This is a genomic window from Chryseobacterium sp. CS2K3 (genome assembly GCF_059515185.1).
On the sequence record NZ_JCAKRW010000007.1, the window covers coordinates 48,914 to 74,882 of the forward strand.

The 25,969-nt window shown below is 36.2% G+C and carries 24 protein-coding genes; 18 read left to right on the top strand and 6 right to left on the bottom strand.

Annotated elements, in window-relative coordinates; all coding sequences use genetic code 11:
* Positions 1–59 precede the first annotated feature (59 nt).
* The 9 genes from AC5YGG_RS13360 (at position 60) to AC5YGG_RS13400 (ending at position 8,906) form a co-directional block, all read left to right on the top strand.
* On the top strand, positions 60–710 hold the full coding sequence (locus tag AC5YGG_RS13360; RefSeq protein ID WP_496144966.1) for a hypothetical protein: 651 nt from the start codon (positions 60–62) through the stop codon (positions 708–710).
* Positions 700–1,209 (top strand): urease accessory protein UreE, encoded by a 510-nt coding sequence (gene ureE / locus AC5YGG_RS13365; protein WP_496144967.1) that lies wholly within the window; start codon positions 700–702, stop codon positions 1,207–1,209. The genes AC5YGG_RS13360 and ureE overlap by 11 nt, the downstream gene beginning before the upstream one ends.
* Before the next feature lie 4 nt (positions 1,210–1,213).
* On the top strand, positions 1,214–1,903 hold the full coding sequence (locus tag AC5YGG_RS13370; protein ID WP_496144968.1) for an urease accessory protein UreF: 690 nt from the start codon (positions 1,214–1,216) through the stop codon (positions 1,901–1,903).
* Positions 1,904–2,040: 137 nt separating this feature from the next.
* Positions 2,041–2,679, top strand: a complete 639-nt coding sequence (ureG, locus tag AC5YGG_RS13375; protein WP_496144969.1) for an urease accessory protein UreG — start codon at positions 2,041–2,043, stop codon at positions 2,677–2,679.
* Entirely contained in the window at positions 2,680–3,468 is a 789-nt protein-coding gene (locus AC5YGG_RS13380) for an urease accessory protein UreD (RefSeq protein WP_496144970.1), read from the top strand.
* Positions 3,469–3,659: 191 nt separating this feature from the next.
* Positions 3,660–4,361: a hypothetical protein gene (locus tag AC5YGG_RS13385; RefSeq protein ID WP_496144971.1), complete on the top strand. Its 702-nt coding sequence runs from the start codon at positions 3,660–3,662 to the stop codon at positions 4,359–4,361.
* A gap of 211 nt (positions 4,362–4,572) precedes the next feature.
* A complete protein-coding gene (locus tag AC5YGG_RS13390; protein WP_496144972.1) occupies positions 4,573–5,460 on the top strand; it encodes an urea transporter in 888 nt (295 codons plus the stop codon).
* Between the two features lie 180 nt (positions 5,461–5,640).
* Positions 5,641–7,887: a TonB-dependent receptor gene (locus AC5YGG_RS13395; protein ID WP_496144973.1), complete on the top strand. Its 2,247-nt coding sequence runs from the start codon at positions 5,641–5,643 to the stop codon at positions 7,885–7,887.
* Positions 7,888–8,018: 131 nt separating this feature from the next.
* Positions 8,019–8,906: a helix-turn-helix domain-containing protein gene (locus tag AC5YGG_RS13400; RefSeq protein WP_496144974.1), complete on the top strand. Its 888-nt coding sequence runs from the start codon at positions 8,019–8,021 to the stop codon at positions 8,904–8,906.
* Between the two features lie 272 nt (positions 8,907–9,178).
* Here the strand turns inward: AC5YGG_RS13400 and AC5YGG_RS13405 are convergent, their stop codons facing one another.
* Together AC5YGG_RS13405 and AC5YGG_RS13410 are read right to left on the bottom strand one after the other, a co-directional pair.
* The gene (locus tag AC5YGG_RS13405) at positions 9,179–10,285 is read right to left on the bottom strand and encodes a DNA topoisomerase IB (protein WP_496144975.1); all 1,107 of its coding nucleotides are present in this window, start codon (positions 10,283–10,285) and stop codon (positions 9,179–9,181) included.
* A 202-nt stretch (positions 10,286–10,487) separates the two neighbouring features.
* Positions 10,488–10,925, bottom strand: a complete 438-nt coding sequence (locus AC5YGG_RS13410; protein WP_496144976.1) for a DUF6526 family protein — start codon at positions 10,923–10,925, stop codon at positions 10,488–10,490.
* 339 nt (positions 10,926–11,264) lie between these two features.
* Here AC5YGG_RS13410 and AC5YGG_RS13415 point away from each other — a divergent pair, with 339 nt between their 5' ends.
* The 4 genes from AC5YGG_RS13415 to AC5YGG_RS13430 all read left to right on the top strand — a co-directional run bounded on the left by AC5YGG_RS13415 (position 11,265) and on the right by AC5YGG_RS13430 (position 15,542).
* Positions 11,265–13,034 carry an aminopeptidase P family protein gene (locus AC5YGG_RS13415; protein ID WP_496144977.1) on the top strand — a complete coding sequence of 590 codons (1,770 nt, stop codon included), beginning with the start codon at positions 11,265–11,267 and terminating at the stop codon, positions 13,032–13,034.
* A 287-nt stretch (positions 13,035–13,321) separates the two neighbouring features.
* Positions 13,322–13,888 carry a Crp/Fnr family transcriptional regulator gene (locus tag AC5YGG_RS13420; RefSeq protein ID WP_496144978.1) on the top strand — a complete coding sequence of 189 codons (567 nt, stop codon included), beginning with the start codon at positions 13,322–13,324 and terminating at the stop codon, positions 13,886–13,888.
* A gap of 53 nt (positions 13,889–13,941) precedes the next feature.
* Positions 13,942–14,967: an NAD-dependent epimerase/dehydratase family protein gene (locus tag AC5YGG_RS13425; RefSeq protein WP_496144979.1), complete on the top strand. Its 1,026-nt coding sequence runs from the start codon at positions 13,942–13,944 to the stop codon at positions 14,965–14,967.
* Positions 14,964–15,542 (top strand): NAD(P)H-dependent oxidoreductase, encoded by a 579-nt coding sequence (locus AC5YGG_RS13430; RefSeq protein WP_496144980.1) that lies wholly within the window; start codon positions 14,964–14,966, stop codon positions 15,540–15,542. The genes AC5YGG_RS13425 and AC5YGG_RS13430 overlap by 4 nt, the downstream gene beginning before the upstream one ends.
* A gap of 47 nt (positions 15,543–15,589) precedes the next feature.
* On the opposite strand, the gene AC5YGG_RS13435 is transcribed toward AC5YGG_RS13430, so the two are convergent.
* Together AC5YGG_RS13435 and AC5YGG_RS13440 are read right to left on the bottom strand one after the other, a co-directional pair.
* Positions 15,590–16,312 carry a siderophore-interacting protein gene (locus AC5YGG_RS13435; RefSeq protein ID WP_496144981.1) on the bottom strand — a complete coding sequence of 241 codons (723 nt, stop codon included), beginning with the start codon at positions 16,310–16,312 and terminating at the stop codon, positions 15,590–15,592.
* Positions 16,313–16,465: 153 nt separating this feature from the next.
* Entirely contained in the window at positions 16,466–17,374 is a 909-nt protein-coding gene (locus tag AC5YGG_RS13440) for a helix-turn-helix domain-containing protein (protein ID WP_496144982.1), read from the bottom strand.
* Positions 17,375–17,589: 215 nt separating this feature from the next.
* On the opposite strand from AC5YGG_RS13440, the gene AC5YGG_RS13445 reads away from it, so the two are divergent.
* The gene (locus AC5YGG_RS13445) at positions 17,590–19,308 is read left to right on the top strand and encodes an amidohydrolase (protein WP_496144983.1); all 1,719 of its coding nucleotides are present in this window, start codon (positions 17,590–17,592) and stop codon (positions 19,306–19,308) included.
* Between the two features lie 77 nt (positions 19,309–19,385).
* On the opposite strand, the gene AC5YGG_RS13450 is transcribed toward AC5YGG_RS13445, so the two are convergent.
* On the bottom strand, positions 19,386–20,021 hold the full coding sequence (locus AC5YGG_RS13450; protein WP_496144984.1) for a LysE family translocator: 636 nt from the start codon (positions 20,019–20,021) through the stop codon (positions 19,386–19,388).
* Between the two features lie 198 nt (positions 20,022–20,219).
* Here AC5YGG_RS13450 and AC5YGG_RS13455 point away from each other — a divergent pair, with 198 nt between their 5' ends.
* Both AC5YGG_RS13455 and AC5YGG_RS13460 read left to right on the top strand, forming a co-directional pair.
* Positions 20,220–20,816 (top strand): helix-turn-helix domain-containing protein, encoded by a 597-nt coding sequence (locus AC5YGG_RS13455; RefSeq protein ID WP_496144985.1) that lies wholly within the window; start codon positions 20,220–20,222, stop codon positions 20,814–20,816.
* Positions 20,817–20,903: 87 nt separating this feature from the next.
* Entirely contained in the window at positions 20,904–22,391 is a 1,488-nt protein-coding gene (locus tag AC5YGG_RS13460) for a serine hydrolase domain-containing protein (protein ID WP_496144986.1), read from the top strand.
* Positions 22,392–22,524: 133 nt separating this feature from the next.
* Here the strand turns inward: AC5YGG_RS13460 and AC5YGG_RS13465 are convergent, their stop codons facing one another.
* On the bottom strand, positions 22,525–23,070 hold the full coding sequence (locus AC5YGG_RS13465; RefSeq protein WP_496144987.1) for a hypothetical protein: 546 nt from the start codon (positions 23,068–23,070) through the stop codon (positions 22,525–22,527).
* Between the two features lie 285 nt (positions 23,071–23,355).
* Here AC5YGG_RS13465 and AC5YGG_RS13470 point away from each other — a divergent pair, with 285 nt between their 5' ends.
* Together AC5YGG_RS13470 and AC5YGG_RS13475 are read left to right on the top strand one after the other, a co-directional pair.
* Positions 23,356–24,561, top strand: a complete 1,206-nt coding sequence (locus AC5YGG_RS13470) for a hypothetical protein (RefSeq protein WP_496144988.1) — start codon at positions 23,356–23,358, stop codon at positions 24,559–24,561.
* Complete coding sequence (locus AC5YGG_RS13475; RefSeq protein ID WP_496144989.1) at positions 24,512–25,948, top strand: hypothetical protein; 1,437 nt, start codon at positions 24,512–24,514, stop codon at positions 25,946–25,948. Before AC5YGG_RS13470 ends, AC5YGG_RS13475 begins: the two co-directional genes overlap by 50 nt.
* Positions 25,949–25,969: the final 21 nt, after the last annotated feature.

The following is a 25,969-nucleotide window of genomic DNA, read 5'->3' on the forward strand; positions in this document are numbered from 1 at the left end:
TAACAGCAAAAAAGATTTATAAGACCCTATTTTAAAACAATTATAGAACTACGTTTAGAATGAAATATTTAAATAAAACAGTTTTTTCTCTTGCTGTAACCGGCTTGTCTTTGCTTTCAGGGAATCTAAGTGCTCAGTTTCTTGGCGGGCACAGGCTTAAAAATGATGAAGACGGACCAAAAGGGCAATTTATGGTTTACGGTTCGTTGGATTATTCAAAAGTTACTACACCGTCAAACAGCAGCAGTACCGTTTCCAGTGCCCCCCTTGGAGTAGGATATTTTATCAATAATAATGACCTGATCGGGGTTAATTATGCTTATTCTCAAAACTCTGTCAATCATAATGTGGTATACAAACAAAATGAGGCGGGAGTTTGGTACAGCCCGTCAGTAATGCTTGGGAAGTACTTTGTACTGATTGGGCAGATAGATGCTCACTATGTTTGGGGACAACAGCAGGCAACAACAGCTGATGCTATGGAGAACTTTAATGGGTTCCGTCTTCGTGCTTATCCTTTGATCGGAATTGTTTTGGGTGGAGGCTGGGCTCTGAAATTCAAATTTGCAGAACTTTCTATGCTTCAGACCAAAACAAAAGAAGAAGGCTGGACTAAAAGCTATGTAGCAGGAATCAGTGGTTCAACATTCGGGGTAGGAATCTCCAAAAACTTAGACTTCAGAAAAAAATCGGCTAAAGATGATAATTAATCAAACCATAGGCAATCTCACCGAAAATCCTACGTCGAAAACCATAGATTATCTTGATCTGGAATGGTTTGAAACTACAAAAAGAATCCAACGCAAAAGAACCAGAAATGGAGTAGATGTTGCCATCAAATTTTTAAAAGAAGGACAACGTTTACGCGAAGGTGATATTCTTTTTGAGGATGCAGAAAAAGTAATAGCGGTCAATGTTCTGGAAACAGAGGCAATTGTAATGGTTCCCGGATCTTTATTGGAAATGGGTACCGTATGCTACGAAATCGGAAACAAGCATATTCCGCTTTTTATTCAGGATGATAAAGTACTGCTTCCGTTTGAAATGCCGATGTTCAGATGGCTGGAAGCAAGTGGTTTCAAACCGGAAAAACAATCCGTAAAACTGCTTAATCTTCTGAAATCGAATGTAGAGCCTCACGGACATGGAAGTCTTGGCTCCACAATTTTTACTAAAATCTTAAAACTTGCCGCTCCAAAAGATGAATAATCATATGAACATCAATTTTTTGTCAGGACTGCTTCATTTGGCAGATCCTACACTCCCAATCGGTGGTTATACCCATTCCAACGGACTTGAAACTTATGTACAGGAAAGGATTGTTCATAATGTAGAGACAGCCAAAGAGTTTGTGCAAAATATGCTTCAGTACAATCTTAAATTTAATGACGGAGCTTTTGTAAAACTGGCTTATCATGCAGCAGAAAAAGGAGATTTGCAGACACTTTTAGATCTTGATAATGAATGTAATGCAATAAAATGTCCGAAAGAAATCCGTCAGGCTAGCCAAAAATTAGGATTAAGGCTGATTAAAATTTTCAAAAGAAGAGAAAACTTCCCTTTTATGGAAGAATTTGAAAAGGCAATTCGGAATAAAGAAGCTAATTCTCATTACTGTATCGTATTTGGAGTTTATGCTTACCTCATGAAAATCCCTTTATATGAAGCATTACTAGGATTCTATTACACTTCAGTTGCCGGAATGATCACCAATGCTGTAAAACTTGTACCTCTGGGACAGCTTGATGGACAAGACATCTTATTTTCTTTATATCCTGTCATGGAAAAAACAGTTTTGGAAACCATGGAATTGGATAGAGATCTTGTAGGTCTTTGTAATACAGCTTTTGATATCCGATGTATGCAGCACGAAAGGCTTTACTCAAGACTTTATATGTCTTAAAAAAACAAAGAGTCGAAGGGGACCTATGTAAATAACCTTTGCTGAGTGTAACGCCCTTGCGATCTTAACTATTCACAATCATCAAAAATCTTAGCGCGCTTAGCGTTAAAAAATAAACAAAGTAAAATTTAGAAAAAATGGAAAACAGAAAATATATAAAAGTAGGAGTAGCAGGTCCTGTAGGATCAGGAAAAACTGCATTATTAGAACGTTTAAGCAGAAAATTATTCGGGACTTACGATCTTGGAGTAATCACTAATGATATTTATACTAAAGAAGATGCTGAATTTATGGCTAAAAACAGTCTTCTTCCTCACGACAGAATCATTGGAGTAGAAACAGGAGGCTGTCCTCACACTGCGATTCGTGAAGATGCAAGTATGAACCTTGAAGCAGTAGATGAATTGGCATCACGTTTCCCTGAAATCGAACTGGTACTTATTGAAAGTGGAGGTGATAACCTTTCAGCGACTTTCAGTCCGGATCTTGCCGATGTTACCATCTTTATTATTGACGTTGCAGAAGGAGAAAAAATTCCTAGAAAAGGAGGTCCCGGTATTACAAGATCAGACCTTTTGATCATTAATAAAATCGACCTTGCACCCCATGTAGGAGCAAGCCTTGAAGTAATGGAGAATGATGCCAGAAGAATGAGAAAAGGAAACCCTTTCGTTTTTACCAACCTTAAAACAGATGAGGGATTGGATAAAGTAATCGGATGGATCAAAAAATACGCTCTTTTAGAAGAAATTGAAGAACCGAACTTAGTAAGATAAATGGATAGTCGTTTAAATATTATCGCAGGATTCAAGGGAGGAGAATCATATGTGAAGGATCTTTACGTTTCCCTGCCTTTCAGAGTAGTTTCTGTAGGGCAGAGAAAAAGTGATAAGAAACTGTATCAGATGGTGATGAGCTCCTCCCCTGGAATTCTGGATGGAGACCATTACCATCTGGATGTAGCCCTTGAAAAAGGATCTTCACTCCAGTTGCAGTCACAGTCGTATCAAAGACTTTTCAATATGGAAGATAAGGCTGTTCAGGAGTTAAATGTAACCATGGAGGATGACACTTCTTTTGCTTACGTTCCGCACCCTATTGTACCCCATGAAGATTCCAACTTTAAAAGTAAAGCCAATATTCATATCGGAAAAAACAGCCAGATCATCATCAGTGAGATCATTACCTGTGGAAGAAAACATTATGGAGAGGTTTTCAAGCTGAAACGTTTTCAGAATTTAATGGAAATCTACCATAACAATAAACTGGTAGTAAAAGATAATGTGGTGATTCAGCCAGACCTGATTCCGATCAGCAGTATTGGTAATCTGGAACAGTATACTCACCAGGGAACTCTGATTTTCTACAGTACCAAAGAAAATGTAGATAAAAATGGGTTGATTGAAGAGATTGTGGAAGCTGCAGCACAGCATATTGAAGAGATGGAAGTAGGAGTTTCAGCAATGGAAGATAATGGATTTGTAGTAAGAGCTTTAGGGCATGGCGGGGAATTAATGTACAATTTCTTCCTGCATGTTCAGGAAATTCTTTGGTCGTTGGAGTAAACGTTGAGTTTTTTCAGGAGCCTTGTCAAGGTTTCAAACCTTGACAAGGCTGGTATCAGCGTAATCTCCAAAATCTGCGTGAGCATCTATTCAATAGAAGCGGGCTAAAGCCCATACAAATAAAAAGAAACCATCCATTGGCTTTAGCCAAAACATAATTAAAGAATCTGAAACAACAGAATTAATAGAAAATGGACAGTACAGTTTGGGCATTACTTTTAAGTGCCGTTTCAATAAGTTTTATACATACGGCATCAGGACCAGATCATTATCTGCCTTTCATCGTGATTTCAAAATCCAAGAAATGGAGCGGAATGAAAACTGCAATATTAACCGTAGTTTGTGGATTTGGGCATGTTTTCAGCTCCCTAATCCTTGGTTTTGTTGGAGTGTTTTTAGGCTGGCAGCTCAATAAAATTTCCTGGTTTCAGGACATCAGAGGGAATTTCTCGGGATGGGCATTACTGATCTTCGGCGGAATTTACCTGATTTACGGACTCATTCAGGCAATCAGAAACAAACCCCACAAGCATTTTGATGTCATGGGCGATGATGTATACGTGTATGAACACAATCACAGCGAAGTAGTAATGCCTCAGAAAAGAATAAAAGTAACTCCGCTTGTCCTTTTTATGATCTTCGTAATGGGACCAAGTGAGCCTTTAATTCCATTATTATTCTACTCAGGTGTAAAACATTCCATGTCTGAAATCGCTGTTCTCGTGACTTCATTCACTGTAACTACGGTTTTAACAATGCTTGGAATGGTTCTTTTAGGACGTTATGGATACTCAACATTATTCAATACTGAAAAGCTGGAAAGATACATGGGAGTGGTAAGTGGTGCTGTGGTAACAGTCTGCGGAATCGGAATGGTCTTTCTGGGATGGTAACGAGTTTGAGGGTTTTAGAGTAGAAGCGTTTGATAGGAAGAAGGTTTAAAGTTTTAGGCTATCATCCTTTCACTGATGATTGAGGATTATTCCTTCACCATTCATTTGCGAAGCAAAATTCACCATTGACCTTTAAGTCTACATGTCTCTCATCTCTTCGTCTATTATCTTTCATCTTTATCCAACATTCATTAATACAATTAAAAAAACTATGAACGAAATTTTCAAAAAAATCCCTTTTTTAGACAATATTTTAAAAGGAATCGGGCAGATTATGCTTCAGGAAAACAGATGGACAGGACTGCTGTTTTTGATAGGAATTTTTATAGGAAGCTGGCAATGTGGAATCGCAGTATTGCTGTCAACAGCTGCCGGAACCCTTACTGCAATGAAACTGAAATATGACAAATCTGAGATCAATGCCGGATTATATGGTTTCAGTGCCGCATTGGTAGGAGTAGCGCTGTCTTTTCTGTTTGAAACAACAGCCCTGATTTGGATTCTTATCATATTGGGGGGAGCATTGGCTGCAATTATCCAACACTTTTTCATCCAAAAGAAAATTCCGGTGTTTACCTTTCCTTTCATTATCATTACATGGATATTGGTATTTACTTTACATCATTTTACGCATATTCCACCGTCTGCAATGTTAAGCGCTGAGGTAATTCCTTCAAAATACGATGATTTCCTTACCTGTACCAATGGTTTTGGAGAAGTGATCTTCCAGGGAGGAGTGCTTTCAGGAGTAATTTTCTTCATCGCTGTTTTTATCAGTTCTCCAATTGCTGCTTTATACGGACTTGCCGCTTCTATTCTGGGAGCAGGGCTGTCACAGTTAAATGGAGAACCGATTAAAGAAATTCATATGGGTTTATTCGGTTTCAACGCGGTACTTTCAGCGATTGTATTTTCAGGCGTAAAAAAGACAGATGGTTTATGGGTATTGATCGCAGTATTTTTAACAATAGCCATTGATGATTTCCTTGTTGATAATCATTACCTGGATGCTGTAGGCGGAGTATTTACTTTTCCATTTGTAGCAGGAACATGGGTTACCCTTCTCATTCAAAAGATATTTCTTAAAGCAAAAGCATAATCTCAAGTTTGAGAGTTATAGAGTTTGAGGATTTTAGAGTGTAAAGAATAAATGTTCAATGTTCAGGTTGTTATCCTTTCACCATTCACTTGCGAAGCAAAATTGACTATTGACCTATAAGTTACAATGTCTCTCATCTCTCCGTCTATTATCTCTTATCTAATATAATTAAAACAAAAAATGAAAATAACTAAAATAGCAGCTGCTTTTCTTGTCATGGCATTCAGTGGAAAAATAATGGCGCAGGAAGCAGAAAAACAGTTGTTGATCAAAGATGCAGATGACAAATTTCCAATCGCAGATGTATTGGTAAAATATGATCATGGGAATAGCCACACACATACAGGAACAGACGGTACTTTTGCCATTCCGGTAAAATCTCTTCCTGACACGCTGGTAATCAGCAGACAGGGGTATGATGAAGTAAAATGGGTGGTTACCAATGATGACGATAAAAATAAAGTTATTCTTTTACAGCATAAACCTTTTCAGATCTCCGAAGTAGCTATTAATCACAGCTCTTTCTTGTCGGCAATCACAAAAGTGGATTTGAATAAGTTTCCCGTAAATTCAGCTCAGGATTTATTGAGAAAAGTTCCGGGATTGTTCATTGCACAGCATGCAGGAGGAGGAAAGGCAGAACAGCTATTTTTAAGAGGATTTGACGCCGATCATGGAACAGATGTAAGCGTAAATGTAGACGGAATGCCAGTGAATATTGTATCTCATGCCCATGGACAGGGATATTCTGATCTTCATTTCGTGATTCCTGAAACAGTAAACAATATTGATTTCGGAAAGGGATCTTATTATATGGATCGCGGAGATTTCAATACCGCAGGGTATGTAGATTTTCAAACCTACAGTGGATTGAAAAATAGTATGATTAAACTTGAAGGAGGTTCTTTTAATTCTAAAAGAGTATTGGGAATGTTCAATATCCTGCACGATGATCTGGGAAGAAAAAACGCCTACATTGCTGCTGAATACAATTATACAGATGGTCCTTTTGATGTAAAACAAAACTTTAACAGAGTCAATATTTTCGGAAAGTATAATCAATGGCTTACGGATAACGATTATTTCAATATCCAGTTTTCAACATTCAATTCCTCATGGAATGCTTCCGGACAGATTCCGGAACGTGCCGTAGATGAAGGAATCATAGGCAGATGGGGAAGTATAGACCCTACGGAAGGTGGAAAAACTTCAAGAACCAATCTTCAGATGAATTTTAAGCATATTATTTCTCCTTCCGAACAGATTGACGCCATGGCTTTTTATTCAAAATATAATTTCAATCTATACTCCGATTTTACTTTTTATTTAAAAGACAAAGACCATGGTGATGAAATTCAGCAGACAGACGGAAGGAACATCTATGGGGCAGAAGTAAAATATACGAAAAGTTTCTCCCTTCCGAACAGTTCCTTAAACTGGATTTCAGGAATTGGTTTAAGAAATGATGATATCAATACTTTACAACTCAACCACGTTTATCACAGAGATATGCTGCTTGACAGACTGTCTGATGTAAACGGAACAGAAACCAATCTTCATGCATATTCAGGTCTAGTCTGGAAAACCGGAAAATGGACGATTAATCCTGCCTTAAGAGTGGATCACTTTATTTTCAATATGCATAACCTTTTAGATCCGGAGCAATTACCTTCCGGACAGTCAAAAGAAGCTACAAGAGTGAGCCCTAAGCTGAACTTCTCCTATGCCCAGAATGATAATGTAATGTGGTTCCTGAAAACAGGGATGGGATTCCATTCCAATGATATGAGGGTAGTAGTGACCAATAAGAACGAAAATACGCTTCCTTATTCTATCGGGGCAGATTTTGGAGTAAGATTGCACCCATTCAAATCTCTGATCATTACCCCTGCTTTATGGTATATGGATCTGCAACAGGAATTTGTATATGTAGGAGATGATGCCGTAGTAGAACCTTCAGGAAAATCCAGACGGTTCGGAGCCGATTTGGGAATCCGTTTCCAGCCATTGGAAAACTTTTATCTGAATGCAGACATTAATTATTCTCACGCCAGATTTATTGATGAAGAAAAAGGACAGGACTATATTCCGCTGGCACCCGTAGTTACCAGTACAGGATCTGTGAATTGGGATTTCCTTCATGGATTTTCTTTAGGAATTCAATACCGTTATCTTGGAGAAAGACCTGCTGTAGAAGACAACAGCATAAAAACAAAAGCTTATTTCGTCAATGATCTAGTACTTTCTTACAACCGCCAGACGTGGGGTGCAAATATTCAGGTGAATAATCTTTTCAATGTAAAATGGAATGAGGCGCAGTTTGCTACAGAAACCCAATTGAAAGGAGAAGCAGAACCTATTACAGATCTTACTTATACACCCGGAAGCCCTTTTGGCGTAAGAGTAGGAGTGTACTATAAGTTTTAGAGTGAGAGAGTTAGAGGGTTTGGGAGTTGGAGGATAAAATGATTTTTAAATTGACTTATTCTCAAATTTTCAAATTCTCTTCTTTCTACATTATAAATTTTGTCTAACTTTAATTAATCATAATATCGGATATGGAAGTATTATCCAATTTTCAGTACAAAAAACTGTTTCTACCGAATATCACGGAGAAAATTTTAGCCAATAATGCGGATATACAGCTTTACCGGATAGAAAATTACCTTAAAGGGATTTTAATGCCGGTGATTCCGTATCGTACAACCTTTAATTTTATCATCTTCGTTACGAACGGATATATCAAACAATATCTTGAAAATAAAGAGTATCATGCCGAAAAAGGAGGCGTGATATTTATTAAACAGGGAACAATCACTGCAACTGTAGAATTATCAGAAGATATCGAAGGTTTTTTCCTTGCTTATGAAAATAATATTCTTTCTGAACAGGAACTCCCAAAGCATAAAAGCAGTATTTTCTTTATGACCCCTTTCCTGAATCTGGATAGTCTTACTTACGGAACCATTACCCAGCTTCTTCCCATTATGGAACAGGAATTATGGCTGAATAACCTGAATGTAAATGATGTTGTCGTTACCATGCTTCACTTGATTCTGATTAAAATGCTCAGCACAGATTCAGATACCCATCATAAATCTGCAACACGTCCCATGGAATTGTCTCTTCAGTTCCGGGATCTTTTGTTTAAATATCATGTAGTAGAAAAAAGAGTAGCATTCTATGCAGATAAACTGTCCGTAACAGAAAGTTATTTAAATAAATGCGTAAAAAGCGTTACCCAAAAATCACCGAAACAATGGATCAACGAAATCGATATCAATTACAGCAAAGCATTACTTCACTCAAGTAAAGATATCGCTGAGATTGCCTACGAATTAAACTTTCATACAGCTTCTCATTTTACACAGCTTTTCAAAAAAATTGCCGGGATAACCCCTAAAGAATACAGAACTCAGTTTTTGAGCAATAGAGTGACGGGTTAGACAGGAAGAGGGAAGCAGGAAGTTATTAAAGCCTAAAAAATTGATTGTTGTTTTTTATCAGATTTTTGCAATAAAATTGAGACTATCTTATGTCTATTATGTATCCAATGTCTTTTGTTATTCTGACGAAGGAAGAATCTCATATATGGATAGATTTATTTTGTTAAAAATCAAAAACCAACATAAAAACATTAAAAAATTAAAAATGACATCCAGAATAATATCGTCGAGTAGTACTTTCATCCTCCAGTTTCCCTCTTCCATCCCAACGCTTACATCTTCTCATTCTCAAGAATCTTAATTACCAGCTTTTCCTCCTTCGTCAGATCGGCTTTTCCATCATTTTCTTCAATGATTTCCAGTTCGTCCAGATATTTTTTAATAGAATTGTTTTCGTAAAGATTGATGACTAAAGGATGTACATAATACTTCTTACAGACTGCAATCGTATTTCCAAGATGGTCAGCTACAATATCTAAAGCCTCTTTAACCTTCTTTTTATATTCCGAATCATTTTCAGCATACCCGATTTCTTTAAAAGCAATCAAGGCACTTACCGTTCCCGACCATGTTCTGAAATCTTTAGCCGTAAAATCTTCACCGCTAATCTCCTTGATATAATCGTTCACCATTCCGGAATCTATTGAATGGCGGTTTCCATCATCATCAAAATACTGAAAAAGCTCTTTCCCTGGGATTTCCTTACATTTTTGTACTAATCTTGCCAGCCTTTTACTTCTGAGATCCACATGATGCATAACTCCTTTTTTTCCTTTGAATGAAAATGTGATTTTCTGCCCTTTTACCTCTACATGCTTATCCTTTAAAGTTGTTAATCCAAAAGATCCGTAAAGCTTTTCATAGACATTATTTCCAATCCGGATATTAGTTCGCTGCATCAGGCTTACGATTAAAGCTAATATTTTTCGTTTTTCAAAATTTCTTAGCGCAAGATCCTGTTCCACCTGAAGTCTGATGGTAGGCAGAGCATACCCAAACTGAAGCATTCTGTAGAATTTTGTGTGATTTCTAAGAGCACTCCATAAAGAATGATATCGATATTGTTTTCTTTTCTTTACATCAAAACCCGTTGCCTGAAGATGCCCGTTTTCCAGAGCACAAATCCATACATTTTCCCAGGCGGGAGGGATAACCAGTTTGTTGATGCGGCTTATTTCATCCTTATCTCTGATCTTTTCACCATCTTTATAATAAGAATATTTTTTTCCGGTTTTCTTACGGGTAATTCCGGCAGTCTCTGCATCGGTGGTATATACAAGATGTACCGCCTTTGCAGATGCTTCCGGATCCTTCATGATTTTAACAATCTTTGATGGCTTGAGGTGGGATATAATCTCCAGATCTGTATTCTTCTCCATAGAAAATGGTTAGGAGTTTTTACCCTTCGAAAAAATCAGGAAAAGAATCACTATGATTATACCGACTAGGAAAATTCCCCACCACATTCCGGCTTTAAAAATTGTTCCTACTGCTTCACAACTTGTTAGTGATAACAAACTTAATATCGTAATACTGTAAATGCTCCATTTTTTCATAATATATACTATTTATTGGTGTGTATTAAATTCTCAGTCTATCAGCTTTCCAGTTTTTAATGGATCTTTTGATCTCATCTCCAGAAATATTTTCATGAAGAGCCTTGTACAAAAGTTCCTTAAACTCTTCATCGTAAGCGAATCTCAGTGCCGCAATCTGGTCAAACTTCAGCTTCTCAACAGTTTCATCGGATCTTTTATTAAAAATCTCGAAATACCTTTGCTTAAATTCAAGGATTACCATGCGGTTCTGAAGTCCCAACGCATAATGCTGCCTTGTCATAAATGCAAGATAAAAAAGCAAAAAAATAACGATTGAAAATAATATCCAGACCAGTTGGTTACCGGGATCATCCCAGACTTTATAAATTCCTAAAATCTCCAATACAATCAACAAAGGGAGATATATAAAATGATGAGGTGGATAGAATTTTCTGTGGTTATTATAGTTCTGCTGTTTCATAGGAAATAATGTATCAATAATCTTTCCAAAATATTACTACTTTAACAAATAATTGCTTTTTATGGTATGAGTTTTATTTTTTTGAAAGAAAGAGGTCACCTCACTTCAACTTTGTCATCGTTATGATTAAAAAAACATCTCTAATATAAACACTGATAAGGAGGAAATTATAATGTAAAAATATAGCCACGGATGCACGAATAAAAGGCATTAGTGCATCCGTGGCTAATAAAACTACAGGACAGTTTAAAATTATCCCAATAATTAGGAAAATAGGGCTTTTATTTAATCTTCCGACTTCAAATTTTTCGTAACTTTCGGTGTTTAAAAATGAAAAAAATGACTTCAAAGGAAAAAGTTGCTGCGCTTCGTGAAGAAATGCAGAAAAATAATGTTGATGCATTTATCGTATATTCTGCAGATCCCCACATGAGTGAGTACCTTCCTGAAGAATGGCAGGAAAGAGCTTGGCTTTCAGGATTCTTAGGGTCTGCCGGTTTTGTGGTAGTGACTAAAGATAAAGCCGGGCTTTGGACAGACGGAAGATATTTTACACAGGCTGCAATTGAATTGGATGGTTCAGGAATCGACCTTTTCAAAGACGGAATAGAAGGAACACCTAATTATATCGATTGGATTATTTCTGAAATTCCTGCAGGCGGTAAAGTGGCTGTAAATGCTGTAGCGGCTTCAAATGCCAACTGGGAACTACTTTCTCAAAAATTTAATTCAAAAAATATTACGCTTACAGATATTCCCCTTTTAAAGGAAGTATGGAAAGAAAGAGGAACGCCGTCTGTGAACCCTATTTTTGTGCACCCTGTAGAAAGAGCTGGAAAATCTGTGACAGATAAACTTTCTGCAATCCGCCAGAAAATGGAAGAGCAGGAAGCTACCGTTCATATTATTTCAAGTTTAGATGATGTTGCATGGACATTAAACCTTAGAGGTAGTGATGTACAGAGCAATCCTGTATTTTTAGGATATATCGTAATTACTAAAAATGATGCAGTTCTATTTACAGGCTTGGAAAAACTGGATGTAGCAGCAAGAAAACAGATGGATGATTCTTTCGTGAAAATGATGCCTTACGAAGAATTCTATAACTATCTGAAGGTATTCAAAAATGAAAAAGTATTGGTTTCTCCAAACAGCAACCAGCAAATTTTTGAAACATTAAAAGCAGATAATCAATTTATCAAAGCTCCGGTACCAGGAAACCTGATGAAAGCTCAGAAAAATGAAACTGAGTTGGAAGGTTTCAGAAAAGTAATGGTAAGAGACGGGGTGGCTATGGTAAAATTCCTTTACTGGCTGACGCACACTGCCGGAAAAGAAGCTATGAATGAATATTCCATCGGTGAAAAACTAAGAGACTTCCGTGCTGAAGGAGAAAACTTTGTAGGCGAAAGCTTTGGTTCTATCGTTGGATATAAAGATAATGGGGCGATCATGCATTATTCTGCAAAGAAAGAAGGCAGTAAAGAAGTAACCAATGCGGAAACGATTCTGGTAGATTCAGGAGGTCAGTATCTTGAAGGAACTACAGATATAACAAGAACTTTTGCATTAGCAGCTCCATCTGAAGAATTCAAAAGAAACTCTACATTGGTATTACAGGGATTAATCCGTTTATCAATGGTAAAATTCCCGAAAGGAACCAAAGGAGTACACCTTGACGCTATTGCAAGACTTCCTTTATGGATGGAGGGGAAAGATTTCAACCACGGAACCGGACATGGAGTAGGAAGCTTTATGAACGTTCATGAAGGACCTCAGAATATCAGAAAAGACCTGAACCCTCAGGATCTTCTTCCGGGAATGGTACTATCCAACGAACCGGGATACTATCTTGAAGGACATTATGGAATCCGTCATGAGAACCTGATTGCTGTAAAAGAAGCAGAAAAAACAATTCACGGTACTTTCTATGAATTTGAAACATTAACGTTCTGCCCATTCTTTAAAGATGATGTTGTAAAAGAAATTCTTTCCGAAAAGGAAATCGCATGGCTGAATGATTACCATAAAACATGTGAAGAAAAATTAGCCCCTTATTTAGAAGGAGAAGTGAAAGAATGGTTCTTACAATTGGTAAGCCCGCTTTAATAAATACTAAACAAAATAATTGTTAGATTAGCAAAAGTCCTGTAAGTTGTTTCTTGCAGGGCTTTTCTTTTGTGCAACCGTATTTTTACGGATAAAAATTTAGGGATTCCCCTGAGGAGAGAAAAATGCAGAGGCTTTACCTTTGTAACAACAAACATCATTCATATCTTCATATAAATAACTTAGTCAATTCAAAACGGTAGATCATCCCATCTTGGGATGATTTTTTTATTTTCTGATGAAAAATGTCCCTGTTTTTCTTTATTTTCGCTGCATAACTAAAGATAATGATACGGGATTTCTTTCAAAGTTTTAATTTATTTTCAGAAGATGAGGTTGAAGCTTTTTTACAGCTTTTTGAATTGAGGAAAGTAGATAAAAATGACTATTTCATCCGGGAAGGTGAAAAATGTAAAGAAGTAGCGTTAATCAGATCCGGCATCTTCCGTTCTTTTTATCTTTCAGACGATGGTAAAGACATGACGTATTGTTTTAGATTTCCCAATACGATGATGGCGGCATATTCATCCTTTATTTCAGGATCTCTGAGCAGAGAAAATATGCAGGCGATTACAGATGCTGAGCTGTTTGTTCTGAAAAAAGAAACATTGGATGAAATAGCACAGGATAATATGAACTGGGCGAAGTTTTTGAAAATCGTTGCCGAACAGGAATATCTTGAACTTGAAAACAGATTTTTTCAATTGCAGAGAGACAGTGCCAGCCAGCGTTATGTAAGTCTTATTAAAAATTATCCGGATTATATTCAGAATATTCCATTACAATATCTTGCCTCTTATCTTGGGATTACTCAAAGACATTTAAGCAGGATAAGGAAGGAGGTTTCTTTTTAGACATTTGTCCTGTTAATTGGTTTTCGGGCTCTATACTTTTGTCAAAAAAAGTTATGGAAAACAATATTCTCATTATTGGAGGAAACGGATTAGTAGGCAGAACCATTGCACGCATATTACAATCTCGAAATCCTGATATTACTATTTTTATTGGCGGAAGAAAAGGTGGAAAAACAGATAAGCATCTTAAAATTGATGTTACAGATCCGGGCTCTCTCCAGATAATTACCGATAAAAAAATCAACCTTATCATTCTTTCTGTAAATGATCAATCAGACCATGTGCTGAGATATGCCATAGATCATCATATTGACTATCTGGATATTACCAAACCTACACCTGATCTTGTAAAAGCTTATCATATTGCAGGAAAAACAGAAGTAAACAGCCGAATTGTTTTCAGTTCCGGTTGGATGGGAGGAATTGTTCCTGGATTAGTGAATGTGATTTCACAAAATATACATGATATTTTAGAAGTAAAGCTGTTCGTATATTATTCTGTAAAAGATCTTGCCGGAGAAAGTTCAGCGCATTTTATGGCAGAAAATGTGTCCGTTCCTTTTTCTAATTATAAGAATGATAAGCCTGTTTTTGTGCGGCATTTTTTAAATAAGGAAACCTTTGATTTTTCTTTTGGAATAGGAAAGAGAGTGGCTTATAATTTTGATGTTCCAGATCTGTATATCTTAAACAAAGTTGAAAGAGTACCCAATGTCAATGTGAAAATGACGTACAGCTCTAAATTTATCACCTGGCTGCTTGGCGGTTTTCAGTATATCAGATTGTTTGATATTTTATCTTTAAAAGAAAGAAGAGCTATTTTTGGTGCCAGTGGAAATGGAGATCAATCCGTTTTCGAAATTGTGGTAAAAGATAAAAACGGAGAGAAAAAATTAAGCCTTCAAAGTACAAAAGGGCAGGCAGAACTCACTGCTCTATCAGCTGTTTTACACACCGAAGAATTATTGAGAAATCCTCATGAGAATCATGTCTACTTCAGTCATCAGCTGCATGAACCTCAGTTGTTACTGGCACAGCTTAATGCATATGAAACCATTCATATCACTATTCCATCATGAAAAAAATAGCCATTATCAACGGGCATCCCAATAAAGAATCCTTCAATTTTGGGGTTGCCGAAGCTTATAAGAAAGGAGCAATGCAGTCTGGAGCAGAAGTAAAGGAAATTGTCATTGCAGATTTAAACTTTAATCCTAATTTACAATTCGGCTATCAAAAAAGAATGGAATTGGAACCAGATCTTATTAAAGCTTGGGAAATTATTCAGTGGGCAGATCATTTGGTTTGGGTACATCCTGTTTGGTGGGGAGGTTTACCGGCTATTACAAAAGGGTTTATAGATCGGCTTTTTTTACCGGGGCTGGCTTATAAATACCGTGAAAACTCAGTATGGTGGGATAAGCTTCTGAAAGGAAAAACAGCGCATATTCTCACCACTTTAGATCAGCCGGGATGGTATTATCGTTTATTTTTCAGAAGACCAAGTGTGAATCTGCTTAGAAAATCTATTCTGGAATATTGTGGCGTAAAACCTGTTAAAGTTACTTATATCGGTATTATCAGGAATTCAACACAAGATCAACGGCTCCAATGGCTGCAAAAAATACAAAAGCTGGGAGAAAAGCTTATATAAAGAATATGAAGACCGGAAGCAGATATATACTCTTCCGGTTTCAGTTTTTACAATCCCTTTTTCCCTTCTATCCAATACGCCTGCGATCTGATACGTTTAGGAGAAACGCCTTTAGCTTTCAGGAATTTTCTTATTAAAGACATTCGGTTTCCGTTTCCGGTGAGATAAAAAGCAACCTCATCATGATAAATAGCTTCTTTTTCTTCTCTCAGAAAGTCGGTTAAGGCTTCTATCATTCGCATTGTACTGTTTTTAGGACTATGATATCCGTAAAGATTAAGGCTTTCAAGCGCAGAAGCTTCTTCCAGCTCATGAAGACAGATAAATTGAGAACCCAATTCTTCTACTGCTTTTTTGATAGAAAGAGAACTGCCCAAAGACGTTTCATCTCCAATAGAAAAGTGAATTTTTGCGCCGGATTCAAAAAAACGTTTTCCTCGTGGCATTAGAATTTTTATAGAGTTTCCTACTGCTAATCCGTTAACAAAATGACTTCCCACAGCATTAGAATCATGCACATGAAATATAACTTCAAAGCTTCCCATTTCTTTGTTAAAATTAAAGGGAGAATAATTACGGAAATCCCTTTCATTGATTCTTATTCCTATGGCATATGCCGGTTCAAAATCAACATCCTGTAAATCGGTTTCAAAATATACTCTGCGAAGATGTGGAGCAATAATTTCGATATGGGTAACGGTACAATCTTTAAATTTTGAGGACCAAACATTTTCTACGGTGTCATTGATCCATTTTGGTAAGCTTGGCATAAAATATTTTTATTGCAAAGGAAGCTGTAAAATCAAAATTGTGCGATAGCTGTTTCAGGGAATTAGTTGGACAATTCGTGGTTATGGATGATGGAGATTATTCAGTAAGATAAAAAAGACTTTCCATTACCGGTTTTCAGGTCACAGCTAAAATTACACCTGGGATTTCCTGAATTCTGAAGGAGTCCGGCTGTCTAATTTTGAAAATAAACGTGTAAAATAGGCGTGATCAGTATAGCCTAATTCATAAGCAATTTCTTTTACCGTAAGATGTGTAAATGCCAGCAAACGTTTTGCTTCAATTAAAATTTCCTGATGAATCCAGTGTTGAGCAGGCTTACCCGTTACTTCACGGATCACTTCCGTAAGATAACCTCTTGAGATATTAAGCTTTTCTGCATATTCAGATGGACTTTTCATGGTTTTATAGTGTTGGCGCACCATGATTTTAAATTCCCGACTCAATTGTAAAGAACGGTTTCCTTCAATATTTTCAGAATAACTTTCGTTAGAATATTTAAAGGCAAACATTCCTATAAAAGAATGGAGTAAAGATTGAATTACCAAAAAACCTTCTTTAGAAGCAAGCATTTCATCCTTATAAAAAGAATGGAGTAATATTGCCGTATTATTGAATTTTTCCACCCAGTTTTTATCAATCGTCAAGGGTTGTATTCCTTCCATAAACTCTTCAAAAACAGACCGTACCGGGTCAGGAACCAGATCAGATTTTATAGCAACAAACCATCCGTTTACATCGTCCATTAAAAGCCCCTGATGCACTTGTCCCGGAAGTACACAGAAGATTGTGGAGCCTTTAGCTTCTATAATATCAAAATCAACCATCATCTTTACATGTCCGCTTTCCATACAGGTAAAGATATAATGACTGTCACGATGTATTCCTTTATCAATAAGAATACTCTCTGCATTATAATTATGCTGATCCATTCTTTTTATGTGAAAACGATGCCTGGAAATCTCACTCAAGTCATACGTAGGAATTGTCTGCTTCATCTCTTCTGAAACTGGTTCTGCAAAGCTACAAATAACTCTGATCATGCTCCAAGTTTACTATAAAAGCATTTCTTGTATTCAATTGCGAATTAATACCCATCTCAGAAATTACGTATTTATACGGTTTTAAAAGTGTTTTATTTATCTCATATTTGTGATATAATTTTCTTTGCAACGAAATTTCAAATGATAAAATTGATGAACAATAATTAAAATTAAAACTTTTAAACCAATAAACTATGTTAAAAATCCCTCATTCAATGAAGAAAATCTGGAGATTTTTTGTCTTAACAGCAGGTGTTTCTGCTATTTCAATAGGATGTACCTCCCAAAAAGGAGCAGACCAGATCTTTGTCAATGGAGATATCCTCACAATGACAGGCGATAAGGCTTCCTATGTAGAAGCACTTGTAGTAACCGATGGGAAAATTACTTTTGCAGGACCAAAATCCCAGGCTATGGAAATGAAAGGTAGCAGTACTAAAATGGTAGATCTGAAAGGGCGTACACTGATGCCAGGATTTATTGATGCCCATGGACATGTTTCTCAATATGCTACCGCATCCCAAATGATCAATTTGCAGCCTGAACCTTACGGGAAAGTGATGTCGATTCCGGATTTACAGAAAGTTCTTAAAGATTTTATCATCCAAAACAATATTAAACCCGGGGTAATGATTGTTGGTAATGGGTATGATGATGCAATTATGGCAGAACACAAACATCCTACGGCACAGCAACTTGATTCGGTATCTTCTCTAAACCCTATTTATATAGAACATGCTTCGGGACACATGGGAGTAGGAAATTCATTGTTCTTAAAAAATATGGGGGTTACTTATGATACAGAGATTTCGGGAGGAGTTGTAGGAAAAGATCCTAATACTAAACAACTTACCGGGAAAATGCAGGAAAATGCCAATATTGAAGCTTTACAGTATCTCGCAGGACAATTACCAGCGCCTGCTGAAAGCGATAAGTTTAAATCTTTACTGAGTGCGGAAGCCGAATGGTTTGCAAACGGACAGACTACCATTTGTGAAGGACGTGCTACACCGGCAAATATCAACCATATTTTTGAAGCAAATGATAAAAAACTATTGCGTGGAGATTATATCATTCTACCGGATTATGATACCAATGCCGATCAGCTAAACCATTGGAAAGATTATTATCAGAAATATACAGGACATGTAAAGATAGGAGGAGTAAAAATGACCTTTGACGGATCTCCGCAGGGAAAATCTGCATGGCTTAAAGAACAGTATCTAGTCGCTCCGGATGGGGAAGAACAAGGTTTCAAAGGACATCCTATTTACTCAAGAGAAAATGCTTATAAAGGATTAAAAGCCATTTTTAAAACAGGAATGCAGGCACATATTCATTGTAATGGTGATGCAGCTATTGATGAAGGCTTGAACCTTATGGAGCTTCTTAAAAATGAAAAATTACTTACCGATAGTATGCGTTGTGTTTTGATTCATAGCCAGGTATGCCGTAAAGATCAGGTTCCCCGTTATAAGAAAATAGGAATTATGCCAAGCTGGTTTCCCACTCATGTTTATCTTTGGGGAGATTGGCATCGCGAAAATGTATTGGGAGAGGAAAGAGCAGAAAGAATAAGCCCGTTGAAAGAAGGTTTGGATCAGGGAATTCGCTTTACTATCCACCATGATTCTCCGGTTACTCCTCCTGACTTAATTTCAGCAGTATATGCAGCAGTGAACAGAAAGACCCGTTCAGGATATTTATTAGGTCCGGAACAGCGTATCAGCCCCTATGATGCACTCAAGGCAATTACCATTAATGCAGCCTGGCAGTGGGGAGAAGAACATGAAAAAGGAAGTTTAGAACACAATAAGAGAGCCGATCTTGTTATTTTAGATAAAAACCCTGTGAAAATAGATCCGTTGGGTATCAAAGATATTCGCGTTATGGAAACCTATAAAGATGGAGTTCAGGTCTATAAGAAAAATTAAGTTTTGACGATTTTAATAAAAAAACAGCATCCTGCTTATTGTAAGATGCTGTTTTTATATTCAGTATAGAAAATTTGTTATTTAGCTTTTGAAAATGCCATTCTGATAGCAAGATAAGTAAGAACGCTTGCCATAAACCATTTTTGAACCTTAATCCATGCCGGATTATTACTGAAAAATAAAGCAACCCTGGAAGCTGTCAATACAATTAAAAAATTAATACTAAAACTTACCAAAACCTGAACAACCCCCAGCTCCAGACTCTGAGTGAGCACAGAACCATATTCCGGTTTGATGAATTGTGGGAAAAATGAAAGATAGAAAACAGCTACTTTGGGATTCAGAACATTTGTCAGAAAACCAATGGTAAAAAGCTTTTTAGGACTATCATATGATGTGTTCTTGTCAACATCAAAAATATTTTTACTGTTGGGTTTAATAGCTTGGTAGGCAAGGTATAAAAGATAAATGGTTCCCAATGTTTTGAGAATGGTGTAAGCAAAAGGAACTGCCAATAATACGGCTGTTAAACCGAAGGATACCATGATAATGTGAAACAAAAACCCACACACTACACCCGTTAATGAAATGAAACCTGATTTTTTACCCTGCGTTATTGATTTTGAGATCAGGTAAATCATATTAGGACCGGGGCTGATTACTAAAATAAGAGCAGCCAGGATAAAGAATGAAAGTTCGTGAAGAGGAATCATTAATTTTTATGCAAATATCTTATTAATTAAAAGATTGAACAATACCTTTGAAATATAATCTCAAAACTTTGCAATCTTCACTGAGTAAAGTTCTTTAACAGTTTGCATAGAAAAGGTAAGCTCAATTTAATTTTATTTCGAAAAAACTGTAAATTTGCTCATAGAAAATAGCTAAAAATACTTCTTAAGAATTGTCTAATGTCTAAACTGAAAATTGCACGAGAACAGAAAAATCTAACTCAGGAAGAATTGGCAGAAAAATCAAAAATTTCTGTAAGAACAATTCAAAGGATTGAAGCAGGGACAGAACCGAAAGGACATACGCTGAGAGCATTGGCTGCTGCTCTGGAAACAGAAGAAATCTCTTTGCAGGAAACAGAAGTGATTTCCGAAGTGGAAAACATAGTGAATAAGGAAGCAGTATTATCCGAAAAAAATGAAACGGAAGTATCACAAACAGATGGCATCAATTATTCTCAGATCAAAATGATCAATCTTTCCTCCCTATTTTTTACTATTATACCTCCTTTAAATATTTTTGTACCCCTTTTGCTGATGTATGCTCTGAAGCAAAAAAACAGCCTTGCCAGACAAATCATTTCAGTACAGATGATATGGACCGTCATGGCACCTATTATTTTTATGCTGGGGATCTTTTTAAAATTCGGAAGACAATTTACCCTTATTCTGATGATCCTTATTGTACTTTCCAATGTGTATATTATTCTTCGAAATGCTGCAGAGATAGATAGAAAGAAGAAATTGTATTTTAGATTGAAATTCAGTATGATATAAAACCTGTCAGCACTTTGTCGGGTTATTGTCGGGTCCATTTTCAGGCTTAAAACAATTAGAAATCTAACCTTTGTCAAAAAAATAATAATGACAAAGACTATTCGTTTTATACTCCTTTTTTTCATTCCGTTTTTGGATAGCTTGTATGCACAATTGCCCAAAACAGATCCGCTTTACGGTATCATCATGTCAAAAGACAGTCTGCTTTTTTCGGTGGGATTTAATACCTGTAATGTAAAACAGACAGCAGCTATGCTAAGCGATCATCTTGAATTTTACCATGATAAAGATGGCTTTTCAGATAAAAAGAAATTCATCACAGACTTTAAAAACGGATTGTGTAAATCACCATCAGATTATCGTTCAAGGAGAGAACTGGATCATGAAAATATACAAATATTTCCATTATATCAGAATGGAAAACTTTACGCAGCTATACAAAACGGCGGTCATTTCTTTTATGAAAAAGAAGGATTGTCTCCTGAAAAATTAGTCGGAGGAGCTAAGTTTACCAATCTTTGGTTGATTGAAAATGGAGAGTGGAAATTAACGAGATCTTTAAGTTTTGATCATCACGCCAAAGAATCAATGGATATTAAACCTGTTTTTAATAATGATCAGCACATAGAAAGCTGGTTGAAGGAAAATAAAATTCCAACACTTGGGCTCGGAATTATAGAATCCGGAAAACTGAAACAGATCAAAGTCTTCGGTAACATTAAAGAAGGGGTTGCAGCTCCGTACAATACCTATTTCAACGTTGCTTCTCTTACCAAACCTGTGACTGCAATGGTAGCATTACGTCTGATAAGTTTAGGAAAATGGAAACTGGATGAACCTTTGGATAAATACTGGATTGATCCGGATATCTCAAAGGATGTAAGACATAAAAAACTAACCACCCGAATTATTCTTAGTCATCAATCCGGCTTTCCCAATTGGAGATGGATGAATGCAGATAAAAAACTGAACTTTCAGTTTGAACCGGGAACAAAATATCAATATTCAGGAGAAGGTTTTGAATACCTGCGAAAGGCATTGGAAGCTAAGTTTCAAAAATCATTGGATGAACTTGCCCGGGAACTGATTTTTCAGCCTTATAAAATGCAGGATACAGATTATATTTGGAATCAGGATGTTGATGAAGAAAGATTTGCCATCGGATACAATGAAAAAGGAATGTCGTATCCCACAGAAAAAAATAAAACAGCTAATGCTGCCGATGATTTGCATACAACCATAGAAGATTATGGAAACTTTATGACGAATGTGATGAAGGGTAAAGGTTTAACAGCAGAGGTATTTCGGGAAATGACCCAAAAACAGATTAAAACCAAAGAAAACAAATACTTTGGATTAGGCTTTGAAATCTATGATCTCGGAAATGATAACTATGCATTATCTCATGGCGGTGCGGACCAAGGAACAAGATGTATAGCTTTTATATTACCAAAATCAGGAAAAGGACTTCTGATCTTTACCAATGTAGATGACGGATACAAAGTCTATGAAAAACTGGTTCTTCATTATTTGGGAGAAAAAGGAAAGAAGATCGTGGATATAGAAAACAGATAGTTTCTTATTTCTATTCTTAAAACTGTAACGGATTGTAAATAAAACTTTTCGTTTAAAAACTTTAGGAAATCTAATAACATTTTCATCCATAAAAAAAGCCTGTCTTCACAATGAAAGACAGGCTTTAAAATTTTTACCTTACCTTTTCCAAAAGGTATAATTTGGCACCGGAAAATGCAAGCTTAGGCATCAGATTTCCTTCCAGAACCATTGTTTTATTATTGACGTCAATAACGGAGATATAGTTATTGGAATTATATTCAATATAGTTTTCTTTTTCCTTTGTGACAGGATTTTTCCCGAATTCCAGAGAGTATTTTACCCAGTCTTCCTTTTCAGAACTGCAATGTACAGGCTTGAATTTAGATTTTTTAGCCTTAAAAATGATTTGATCAAAGCTTTCCGTACAATCAGAAGTAAATGTACTTTCCGGATTCTGATCCTTCGAAAAATCTTCAAAAGAACCTTTATAAACTCCTACAACTTTCCAGGTTCCGTCCAGACGGTCTTCAGATATTTTACCTTTCGCTTTGCTTACCGCCCAGCTTATTCCGTTCACGGTTCCTTTTACCGCTTTATAGCCTACACTTACGGCTCCGGAAACCACTTTTGTAGCAGTTCTTACCACACAGGAATTCAGTAAAAGGACGGCAGAAGCCAGAAATATCATTTTTTTCATATTGTCAAATTTTTTACGAAGATAATATTTTATGCTGAGTTTTGAGGAGAAGAGAAGTTATATGCGGTAAGCTGAAAGAATAAAATTATTCAATGGATGACCTTTCAAACACGTTTTTAGCTGAAATTATTATATGGATTTTATTCATCCTATTTTTTGTATTTTTAAGGAAGATTAATAATGATGAACGCCAAATTCAATTATTTCATGTTTAAGTGTACAAAAGAACTTAAAACGCTCTTTTCTGTACTATTTTTTCTGTTCGTATATTCCTGCTCACCAAAGATGATCAGAATAGCAGTTTCAGAAGATAAAGCCAATTTCGGAATCTCGAAACCTACAAAAGCCGTTTTCTTCGTAGAAAATGAAAGTATTGGCGCTTCAGAAATTCATATCAATGACCATAAGAATACGGCAGATAAGATCTATGCCCGGTTCGGAGGAGCTACAGAACGGGTAATGGTAGGACGAACCAATGCTAAAACCTTTACATTTTCAAACGGAGATATAACCTGGTTTGTAGATGTCCAAAAATTCCCCAAACGTACCGCAATGGTTCTTTTCGACGGGAAAAATGAACCGATTATCGAATATAATACCAAGAAATATGAACATCTGGTTCAAAAATATATGCCTGAAGAGCTGAAAAAGGCTATACAATTTCAAAAAGAATCCCAAATAACAAAAAAAGAAACAAAAAGTATTCTGGATTCCGTTTGGTCAATACCTTTTATTCCTGATCAGAAATATGCTGACAGAATCATTAATCAAAGCAATACCATTTACTATCCTCTTCCTTTCTTTGAAGACAGCGGAATGTGCAACGGGCGTTACCAAACGGTATTTTATAAGGATGCCAAGGAAAAAGAAGTAAGCTATACCTCTAAAGTGACCTATCGAAACGGAAGGGTATTAAGCTATGAATATCTGCGGGATGGAGTTGAAAGTACACAGAAATACTACCTCGGAAATACAGGACTTTTAGATTCAATTGTGTATTACAATCAAAATGGGAAAAGGGAAATGAAGCTGAATTTTAAATATTTCCCCGATCAGTTTATCGTTCATGATGTCAATTTTGGTTCCAGAGAAGAATTTCATCTGAACACCAAAGGACAGGTCATTGAGAAAGCTGATTTTGATAAGAAAAACAGTCTCAAAAGAAAGATATACTATACCTATGATCAACTAGGACGGGTTTTATATGAGAAATCAATGGTAGACGGGGAGATAGAAAGCAACCGATTATATCAATATAATTCTGACTCCAAAAGAATGTATTCAAAACTGACATTAAAAGAAAGAGGAGATAAAATAATTTCTGAAAACACTACAGAAAATATTGACGGTAAAGATATATTCACCACAATATCCGATGGGAAAATACAATACAGATCTGTGTCTACCCTGAACAAAAACTGCGAAGGAAAAGTCTCCACTTATGACAGCAGCGGAAAAATTGTTTCAGTATATGTCCAGAAAAAACTTTGAGCATCTTGCAGGTATTCAATTGAAAAACTCAACACCAGAAAACGAAAAATTAATGATGAGAAAACGCTATTTACTTCTTAGTATATTATATATTCCAACCTATTTATTTGCACAAAATAAAACCGTTTACTTTGATTCAGAATGGAAGGAAACTCAAAAGAACAAAGCAAAATATTACCGTAAGCTTCCTCTTCTTAAATTAGGAAACCTAGAGCTGATCCGGGATCATTATATAAAAGGAGATTCGCCTCAGATGCAGGGATATTTTGTGACCGGAGATGAAAAAAACAAAGTTGGAGATGTCTTTTGGTTTTATCAGGATCAGACGGATGCATCAGGAACTTCGTATATCAATAAGACTTCACAAAAAAAGCTTACGTATTACTTTGAGGACGGCAAAATCTGGAAAACCATTCAATACGGAGACAGCTTAAAAGTAGGAAAAACTATTGAATATAAACCGGACGGCAGCATTTTAGGAGAAGCCATATATAAAGACGGCTATATTCAATCAGGAGTTGTAGGTAATCTGTTTTCCAGAAATGAATATCGTTCCTATAATAAAAAAACTCAGTCTGACGATTTTGTTAAGTTTCCAGAGAAAGCAGAAAACTCAGAATACAAGCAGATCTATTATTGGAAACATAATCTGAAAACAGCCGTTGAATACTCTTATCGTAACGGTAAATGTATACTGGAAAAAAACTTTGATAAAGAAGGTAATCTTGTTCAGAAGCTGGACAGTACGTCCTATTATATTTCAAGTAAAAACTTGAAAAACGGTAAAAATTTCTATTACCGAACTCAAAAAAGTGGAGTGGTAGATGAACCGCTTTATATAGAGTACAAAAGCTTCCCGTTCTCAAATGTTATCATGGAAAATGTAAGTCACATCATTCTTCATCGTGGAACTGTCAATTTTCTTGAAAAACATACCACACAGGATTTATATAGAGAAATCGAATACCAATTTTTTACAGAAAATGGCGTACAAACAATGAGATTAGAAAGAGATTTCAAAAATGAAAAAGCCTGGAAACCGATGCACGACTATAAGAATGCCGAAACTACTGTTGTTTCAGTTTCCGATATCGAACCTTTATCCGCAGAAAAGATTTTTCAGAAGTTTGGAAAAAGAAAATGGATCAATCCGTACTTCAAAAATAAACTCTTTACAGAATATATATACTTTTCATCTCCTGAATTTATGGGGAAAACAATACAGAATTCCTCATCAGGGAAAATACAGATCAATGACAAGGAATCTGTACTCATTTACATAAGCCTTATTCCCGGAAAATATATGATTCTCCGTGAGAATGGCGGGTATTTCATTCCAAAAACTACAGGTGACCTTATTGAAATTCCAAACTATGTTCAGGAATAATTTTTCCATTTTAAAACTGAT

Excerpts from the sequence above, each read along its gene's own strand:
- AC5YGG_RS13360 (WP_496144966.1), top strand. The coding sequence starts at position 60 with ATGAAATATTTAAATAAAACAGTTTTTTCTCTTGCTGTAACCGGCTTG.
- ureE (WP_496144967.1), top strand. The coding sequence starts at position 700 with ATGATAATTAATCAAACCATAGGCAATCTCACCGAAAATCCTACGTCG.
- AC5YGG_RS13370 (WP_496144968.1), top strand. The coding sequence starts at position 1,214 with ATGAACATCAATTTTTTGTCAGGACTGCTTCATTTGGCAGATCCTACA.
- ureG (WP_496144969.1), top strand. The coding sequence starts at position 2,041 with ATGGAAAACAGAAAATATATAAAAGTAGGAGTAGCAGGTCCTGTAGGA.
- AC5YGG_RS13380 (WP_496144970.1), top strand. The coding sequence starts at position 2,680 with ATGGATAGTCGTTTAAATATTATCGCAGGATTCAAGGGAGGAGAATCA.
- AC5YGG_RS13385 (WP_496144971.1), top strand. The coding sequence starts at position 3,660 with ATGGACAGTACAGTTTGGGCATTACTTTTAAGTGCCGTTTCAATAAGT.
- AC5YGG_RS13390 (WP_496144972.1), top strand. The coding sequence starts at position 4,573 with ATGAACGAAATTTTCAAAAAAATCCCTTTTTTAGACAATATTTTAAAA.
- AC5YGG_RS13395 (WP_496144973.1), top strand. The coding sequence starts at position 5,641 with ATGAAAATAACTAAAATAGCAGCTGCTTTTCTTGTCATGGCATTCAGT.
- AC5YGG_RS13400 (WP_496144974.1), top strand. The coding sequence starts at position 8,019 with ATGGAAGTATTATCCAATTTTCAGTACAAAAAACTGTTTCTACCGAAT.
- AC5YGG_RS13405 (WP_496144975.1), bottom strand. The coding sequence starts at position 10,285 with ATGGAGAAGAATACAGATCTGGAGATTATATCCCACCTCAAGCCATCA.
- AC5YGG_RS13410 (WP_496144976.1), bottom strand. The coding sequence starts at position 10,925 with ATGAAACAGCAGAACTATAATAACCACAGAAAATTCTATCCACCTCAT.
- AC5YGG_RS13415 (WP_496144977.1), top strand. The coding sequence starts at position 11,265 with ATGACTTCAAAGGAAAAAGTTGCTGCGCTTCGTGAAGAAATGCAGAAA.
- AC5YGG_RS13420 (WP_496144978.1), top strand. The coding sequence starts at position 13,322 with ATGATACGGGATTTCTTTCAAAGTTTTAATTTATTTTCAGAAGATGAG.
- AC5YGG_RS13425 (WP_496144979.1), top strand. The coding sequence starts at position 13,942 with ATGGAAAACAATATTCTCATTATTGGAGGAAACGGATTAGTAGGCAGA.
- AC5YGG_RS13430 (WP_496144980.1), top strand. The coding sequence starts at position 14,964 with ATGAAAAAAATAGCCATTATCAACGGGCATCCCAATAAAGAATCCTTC.
- AC5YGG_RS13435 (WP_496144981.1), bottom strand. The coding sequence starts at position 16,312 with ATGCCAAGCTTACCAAAATGGATCAATGACACCGTAGAAAATGTTTGG.
- AC5YGG_RS13440 (WP_496144982.1), bottom strand. The coding sequence starts at position 17,374 with ATGATCAGAGTTATTTGTAGCTTTGCAGAACCAGTTTCAGAAGAGATG.
- AC5YGG_RS13445 (WP_496144983.1), top strand. The coding sequence starts at position 17,590 with ATGAAGAAAATCTGGAGATTTTTTGTCTTAACAGCAGGTGTTTCTGCT.
- AC5YGG_RS13450 (WP_496144984.1), bottom strand. The coding sequence starts at position 20,021 with ATGATTCCTCTTCACGAACTTTCATTCTTTATCCTGGCTGCTCTTATT.
- AC5YGG_RS13455 (WP_496144985.1), top strand. The coding sequence starts at position 20,220 with ATGTCTAAACTGAAAATTGCACGAGAACAGAAAAATCTAACTCAGGAA.
- AC5YGG_RS13460 (WP_496144986.1), top strand. The coding sequence starts at position 20,904 with ATGACAAAGACTATTCGTTTTATACTCCTTTTTTTCATTCCGTTTTTG.
- AC5YGG_RS13465 (WP_496144987.1), bottom strand. The coding sequence starts at position 23,070 with ATGAAAAAAATGATATTTCTGGCTTCTGCCGTCCTTTTACTGAATTCC.
- AC5YGG_RS13470 (WP_496144988.1), top strand. The coding sequence starts at position 23,356 with ATGATCAGAATAGCAGTTTCAGAAGATAAAGCCAATTTCGGAATCTCG.
- AC5YGG_RS13475 (WP_496144989.1), top strand. The coding sequence starts at position 24,512 with ATGACAGCAGCGGAAAAATTGTTTCAGTATATGTCCAGAAAAAACTTT.